The 6109-nt window shown below is 64.4% G+C and carries 6 protein-coding genes; 3 read left to right on the top strand and 3 right to left on the bottom strand.

Annotation, left to right across the window (positions count from 1 at the left end; genetic code table 11):
- Nucleotides 1–72 precede the first annotated feature (72 nt).
- The 3 genes from gspF (at nt 73) to DTW89_RS12515 (ending at nt 2896) form a co-directional block, all read left to right on the top strand.
- Nucleotides 73–1305, top strand: a complete 1233-nt coding sequence (gene gspF, locus DTW89_RS12505) for a type II secretion system inner membrane protein GspF (RefSeq protein ID WP_114656187.1) — start codon at nt 73–75, stop codon at nt 1303–1305.
- 151 nt (nt 1306–1456) lie between these two features.
- Nucleotides 1457–2374 (top strand): 5'-nucleotidase, encoded by a 918-nt coding sequence (locus tag DTW89_RS12510; protein ID WP_024812873.1) that lies wholly within the window; start codon nt 1457–1459, stop codon nt 2372–2374.
- 171 nt (nt 2375–2545) lie between these two features.
- On the top strand, nt 2546–2896 hold the full coding sequence (locus DTW89_RS12515; RefSeq protein WP_114656191.1) for an EF-hand domain-containing protein: 351 nt from the start codon (nt 2546–2548) through the stop codon (nt 2894–2896).
- Nucleotides 2897–3087: 191 nt separating this feature from the next.
- Here the strand turns inward: DTW89_RS12515 and DTW89_RS12520 are convergent, their stop codons facing one another.
- The 3 genes from DTW89_RS12520 to DTW89_RS12530 form a co-directional block, all read right to left on the bottom strand.
- Nucleotides 3088–3519, bottom strand: coding sequence for a hypothetical protein (locus DTW89_RS12520; RefSeq protein ID WP_024812875.1), 432 nt, complete (start codon nt 3517–3519; stop codon nt 3088–3090).
- A gap of 182 nt (nt 3520–3701) precedes the next feature.
- Entirely contained in the window at nt 3702–4199 is a 498-nt protein-coding gene (locus DTW89_RS12525; protein ID WP_114656188.1) for a cyanophycin metabolism-associated DUF1854 family protein, read from the bottom strand.
- A gap of 20 nt (nt 4200–4219) precedes the next feature.
- The coding region (locus DTW89_RS12530; protein WP_147277656.1) for a cyanophycin metabolism-associated ABC transporter at nt 4220–6109 on the bottom strand (1890 nt) is incomplete at its 5' end.

Raw genomic sequence — 6109 nt, forward strand, 5'->3', positions numbered from 1 at the left:
TTTTTGTCTGGGACCGCCAGTGGTGTGATTCACTGACCGCTCGAACGCCTCTTTACCGCCCCTTCGCATCGCATGCCCGCATTTTCCTTTGAAGCCCTGGACGCCCAGGGCCAGACCCGCAAGGGCCTCATGGAGGCCGACACGGCCAAGGCGGCGCGCAGCCTGCTGAGGGCCCAGGCGCTGGTGCCGCTGGCGGTGGAACCGGTGCAGACCGGCCAGTCGCTGGATGGCAGCTCGGCCAGCCTGGGCCAGCGGTTGTTCACGCGGCCAGTGTTTGGCGCCTCGGCCTTGGCGATCTGGACGCGCCAGATCGCCGGGCTCGTGTCGTCCGGCCTGCCGCTGGAGCGGGCGCTCACGGCGCTCGCCGAAGAAGCCGACGACGAACGCCAGCGCCACCTGGTGGCCGCGCTGCGCGCCGAGGTCAATGCCGGTGCCACGTTTGCCCGCGCCCTGGCCCAGCACCCGCGCGAGTTTTCAGACATCTACTGCGCCGTCATCGGCGCGGGCGAGCACAGCGGCAACCTGGGCCTGGTGCTGGAGCGCCTGGCCGACGACCTCGAAGAGCGCCAGGCCCTGCAGGCCAAGCTGATGGGCGCGGCGCTGTACCCGGCCATCGTCACCCTGGTCGCCATCGTGATCGTGCTGTTTTTGGTGAGCTACGTGGTGCCGCAGGTGGCCAGCGTGTTTGCCGGCACCAAGCGCGCCCTGCCCATCCTCACCGTGGCCATGCTGGGGCTGAGCGCCTTGGTCCGAAGCTATGGCTGGTTGATGTTGATTGCTATTGCATTTATAGCTATAGGCGCAAAATGGGCGTTGACTTTTGAGCATTTCCGTCAAAAATTTGACGCCGCCTGGCTGAACCTGCCCCTGGTGGGCAAACTGGCACGCGGCTACAACGCGGCGCGCTTTGCCAGCACCCTGGCCATGCTGGCCAGCGCGGGCGTGCCCATCCTCAAGGCCCTGCAGGCTTCCGCCGAAACCCTGAACAACCGCGCGCTGCGCGCCGACGCACTCGACGCGCTGGTGCTGGTGCGCGAGGGTGCCCCGCTGGCCTCGGCACTGGCGCAGAAAAAGCGCTTTCCCGGGCTGTTGTCGATGTTTGCGCGCCTGGGCGAGCAGACCGGCCAGCTGCCGGTAATGCTGCAGCGCGCCGCCACCCAGCTGTCCACCGAAGTGCAGCGCCGCGCCATGCAGCTGGCCACCATCCTGGAGCCGCTGCTCATCGTGGCCATGGGCCTGATCGTGATGCTGATCGTGCTGGCGGTGCTGCTGCCCATCATCCAGCTCAACCAGTTTGTGAAGTGAGATGCCCCCCTGTGGCGCTGCGCGCCTTCCCCCCAGGGGGACGCCGCCCGTGCGGCGGGGCGGCCCTTGCACGGCGGCCCTGGCTTGGGGCGCGCCCGTATCACAGGCTGCGACTTTCACGCAGGCAATCGATTGCTGACAGGGAGGCTCCATGGCCGTGACATTGGATGACAAGCTGGTGGTGGCGATTTCGTCGCGCGCACTGTTCGATTTTGAAGAAGAAAACCGCCTCTTCGACCCGGACCACCCGCAAAGCTACATGCAGCTGCAGCTCGACCGGCTGGATGTTCCAGCGCGGCCTGGCGTGGCGTTTTCGCTGGTCAAGAAGCTGCTGGCCTTCAACGAGCCCGCGCAGCAGCGGGTGGAGGTGGTGGTGCTGTCGCGCAACGACCCGGTCAGCGGCATGCGCGTGTTCCGCTCGGCCAAGGCCCACGGGCTGGCGTCTGTGCAGCGCGGGGTTTTCACGCAGGGGGCAGCGCCGTTTCGCTACCTGCGGCCGCTGGGCGCGCACCTGTTTCTTTCGGCCAATGCGGCCGACGTGAACGAGGCGCTGGCCATGGGCTTCCCCGCTGCCCAGGTCGCCACGCAATCGGCCCAGGCCAGCATTGCCCACCCGCACGAAGTGCGCATTGCGTTCGACGGCGACGCCGTGCTGTTTTCGGACGAGGCCGAGCGGGTGTTCCAGTCTTCAGGGCTCGACGCCTTCCAGGCCCACGAGGTCGAAAAAGCCTTGCTGCCCCTGCCCCCCGGGCCGTTCAAGCCCTTTTTATCGGCCCTGCACCGCCTGCAGCAAAGCGGCGCGCCGTCCATGCGCATCCGCACCGCACTGGTCACGGCGCGCGGCGCGCCCGCACACGAGCGGGCCATCCAGACGCTGATGAGCTGGCAGATCGCAGTGGATGAAGCCATGTTTCTGGGCGGCATGCCCAAGGGCGAGTTCCTGCGCGAGTTCGAGCCCGATTTCTTTTTTGACGACCAGACGGGCCATGTCACCTCGGCAGCGCGCCATGTGCCCGCCGGCCATGTGCGCAGCGGCATTGCCAACCAGGGCACGCAGCCGGCCCACTGAGGCGCGTGTTCCGCCCCGTTGTGTGCAAAGTTGCCATGTGTGGGCCGCGTCCATCCGGCAAAAACTTGCAACACCCGGTGAAAGCCTGCCTGCACGGCGTTGCAATCCCGCCGGCCAGCCGCAGCTATGTCACCATGGTCGGGTTCGATTCAAGGAGCTTTGCGCATGCGCATGAAAATTTCGCTGGCACTGCTGGCTGCCCTGGGCTGCACCGCGGCGCTGGCCAACCCGTCGGTGGCCGGCGCTCCGGCACAGGACGGTGCCCCGATTTCCAAAGGCGAAATCAAGGCCATGCAGCAATTCAAGATGCTCGACTTCAACGGCGACGGCAAGCTCAGTCGCAGCGAAGTGGTGCTCTTTCCACCCTTGTCCGCCGCCTTTGACGACGCCGACACCAACCGCGACAACCTCGTTTCTTACGCCGAAGTGCAGGTTTTTGCCGTCAAATACCGCGCAGAACGTCAACGCAAGCGGGCCGCGCAAGCCGATGTGGCGTCGGGCAATCAGGTCGTGAAGCCTTGACCCAATTTGAGGCAATGCGAGGCCATGCAATGGGTCGCGACGGAATACACGTCAAAATGCCGCAAAGTGCTTATGCAGCAAGCGTCATAAGCTATTTATTTGATAGCAAATATCACGGGTAAGTGTTTACCCCGTGCCCACGCGCGGGCTTGAATCAACCCCACGCATGCGTGCAGACCCAGCGGGTAGCCCTACAAGCCCGAGGTGCGCTTGATCTTGGGGTCTGAATAGGTCAGTGGCTCTTCCTTGACCTGTTGGGCCAGGCGTTCCTGCAGGGTCATCTTGTTGATGTCCTGTGCCAGCTCCACCGCACTGCCGCTGGCCCGCCACATGGACTGGATGAACTCCAGCAACTGCTTGGAGATGGGCTCCTTGGGCGGCTCGGGGGGCTCCTCGACCGTTTCTTTTTTCTTGACTTCCGTCCAGTCGCGGTTGGGGGCCTCGGGGGCGGAGGGCTTATCGGGCTCGCGCACGATGGCGCCTTCTCCCAGGCGGTCCATGGACTCGACCGGGTTGGGCGCGTTGATGGGACGCACCGCAGGGGCGCCCGAAGCACCAGTGGAATACAAATCAGCGCCCTGAGGACGCCAGCTTGGCGATCGATCGACAGGTGGCAGTTGCATAACCATGGCCCTTCATGAATGGAAACGAGAAATTGCTTTACAGCCTCCTCGTACATCCATAACGGCAAAAAGAAGGGGAAATTAAGCCCTTTTTCGCCTTATGGGCCAAAACAAGGGTTTACCCTTAAAAACAGCCGGTGTAGCGATACCCGCGCCTTCTTGCGCAACGCGCTCCGAAGCGCTTACAGAAACCGCTCCAGCAAGCGCCGGGAGTGCTTGTCCAGCACCGTGGTGTCCGGCACCCGAAACTGCATGCCGTCCCCCGCGGAAATCAGCAGACGCGTGCGCCCGCCCAGGCGACGAATGTCTTCCTCGGCCTTCAGCACAAACTGCGCGGGCCCTTTGTCGGTGACAACGGCCCAGGTGCTGGGGGTCGAGAAACTCGATACGGACGTGATCTGGCTGATAGTGGGCACAAACTCCCGTACCGCCAGCTCCTCATCAATAAGGTGGCGTGCCGGCTCGGGCAGCTGGTCCAGGCGGTCAATCCAGGCCAGCTCATGGCCATCCGGGCCGATGAGCGAAAGGCCTTCGGAGGGCGCCGCAATGGGAAATGCGCGCACGGGCGTTACGCCCTCATGGGCAGTGCCGTCGGGCTGGGTCAGAACCAGGCGGCCGTGGGAGTTGCGAGCCAGGGTGAATACAGGAGAGGACACAAGCGTGAAGGCAGTGGTGTTCATGGCGGTTCCTTCGGTGTCAATCAAGTATTGCCAGCGGGGTGCGCCGGGTGCAGCAGACCGCTGTCGATGATGACGCCAGCCGCCTGTGCGTCTTCTTCGGCTCGGCGGGCCTGCGCTTCATACAGCCGCCAGTAGGCGCCCTCTTTTGCCATGAGTTCGTCGTGCGGCCCGACCTCGACCACTTCGCCCCGGTCCATCACAACCAGCCGATCGGCCTTGCGCAGGGTGGACAGGCGGTGGGCGATGGCAATGGTGGTGCGTCCTTGCACCAGGTTATCGAGCGCCTTCTGGATTTCCTTTTCGGTTTCGGTGTCCACGGCCGACGTAGCTTCGTCCAGTATCAGGATGCGCGGGTCGATCAGCAGCGCGCGCGCAATGCTGATGCGCTGGCGCTCGCCACCCGACAGGCCCTGGCCGCGCTCGCCCACCAGCGAGTCGTAGCCGTGCTGCAGGCGCAGGATGAACTCGTGCGCATGGGCGGCGCGGGCGGCCGCAATGATCTCTTCGCGCGTGGCATCGGGCTTGCCGTAGGCAATGTTCTCGGCAATGGTGCCGAAAAACAGGAAGGGCTCCTGCAGCACCAGGCCGATGTGGCGGCGGTAGTCGGCCACGGCAAAACGCCGAATGTCCACGCCATCGACCTGAATGGAACCGTCGCTCACGTCGTAAAACCGGCTGATCAGGTTGACCAGCGTGCTCTTGCCCGAGCCGCTGTGCCCCACCAGGCCGATCATCTCGCCGGGGCGAATGTCCAAATCCAGGTGCTTGATGACCGCGCGGCTGCCGTAGCGAAAGCCCACGTTGCGCATCTGGATCGCGCCCTCCACGCGGGCCAGCTTCACGGGTTGAACCGGGTCGGGCACGTTGCTCACATGGTCCAGGATGTCAAAGATGCGCTTGGCGCCCGCCGCTGCCTTTTGCGTGACCGAAACGATGCGGCTCATTGAATCGAGCCGGCCGTAAAAGCGCCCGATGTAGGCAATGAAGGCCGTCAGCACACCCACGGTGATCTGGTTGTGCGACACCAGCCAGATGCCGAACGCCCAGACCACGAGCAGGCCGATTTCGGTCAGCAGCGACACGGTAGGCGTGAACACCGACCAGGTCTTATTGAGCTTGTCGTTCACTTCCAGGTTGTGCTGGTTGGCATCGCGAAAGCGCTGGGCTTCGCGCTTTTCCTGGGCGAATGCCTTGACCACGCGGATGCCCGGAATGGTGTCGGCCAGCACATTGGTCACCTCGGACCACACGCGATCGATCTTCTCAAAACCCGTGCGCAGGCGGTCGCGCACGGTGTGAATCATCCAGCCAATAAAGGGCAGCGGCACCAGTGTGACCAATGCCAGCCAGGGGTTGATCGAGAAAAGGATGGCCGCCGTCATGCAGATCATCAGCACATCGGTGACGAAATCGAGGGCATGCAGCGACAGGAACACGTTGATGCGGTCGGTCTCGGAGCCGATGCGCGCCATCAGATCACCCGTGCGCTTGCCGCCAAAGTAGTCAAGCGACAGGCGCAGCAGGTGCTCGTAGGTGGTGGTGCGCAGGTCGGCGCCAATGCGCTCGGACACCAGCGCCAGGATGTAGGTGCGCGCCCAGGAGAGCCCCCATGCAGCCAGTGCCGACAGCAGCAGGCCGCTCAGATACAGCACGACCAGCCCGGGCTCGATCTGCTGGCCGTTCTGGAACGGGATCAGGATGTCATCCATCAGCGGGATGGTGAGATAGGGCGGCACCAGCGTGGCCGCAGTAGAAGCCAGTGTGAGGGCAAAGCCAGCGGCCAGCTGCTTGCGGTAGGGGCGCGCAAAGCGCCACAGGCGCAGCAGCACCCAGGTAGACGTTTGCGGTGGCTGGGCGCGCGCGCAGGCGGGGCATTCGTCGGTGTCGGGGGGCAGCGGGGTATGGCACAG

Origin of the sequence: Acidovorax sp. BoFeN1, assembly GCF_003345135.1 — a bacterium.
Lineage (GTDB): Bacteria > Pseudomonadota > Gammaproteobacteria > Burkholderiales > Burkholderiaceae_C > Acidovorax > Acidovorax defluvii.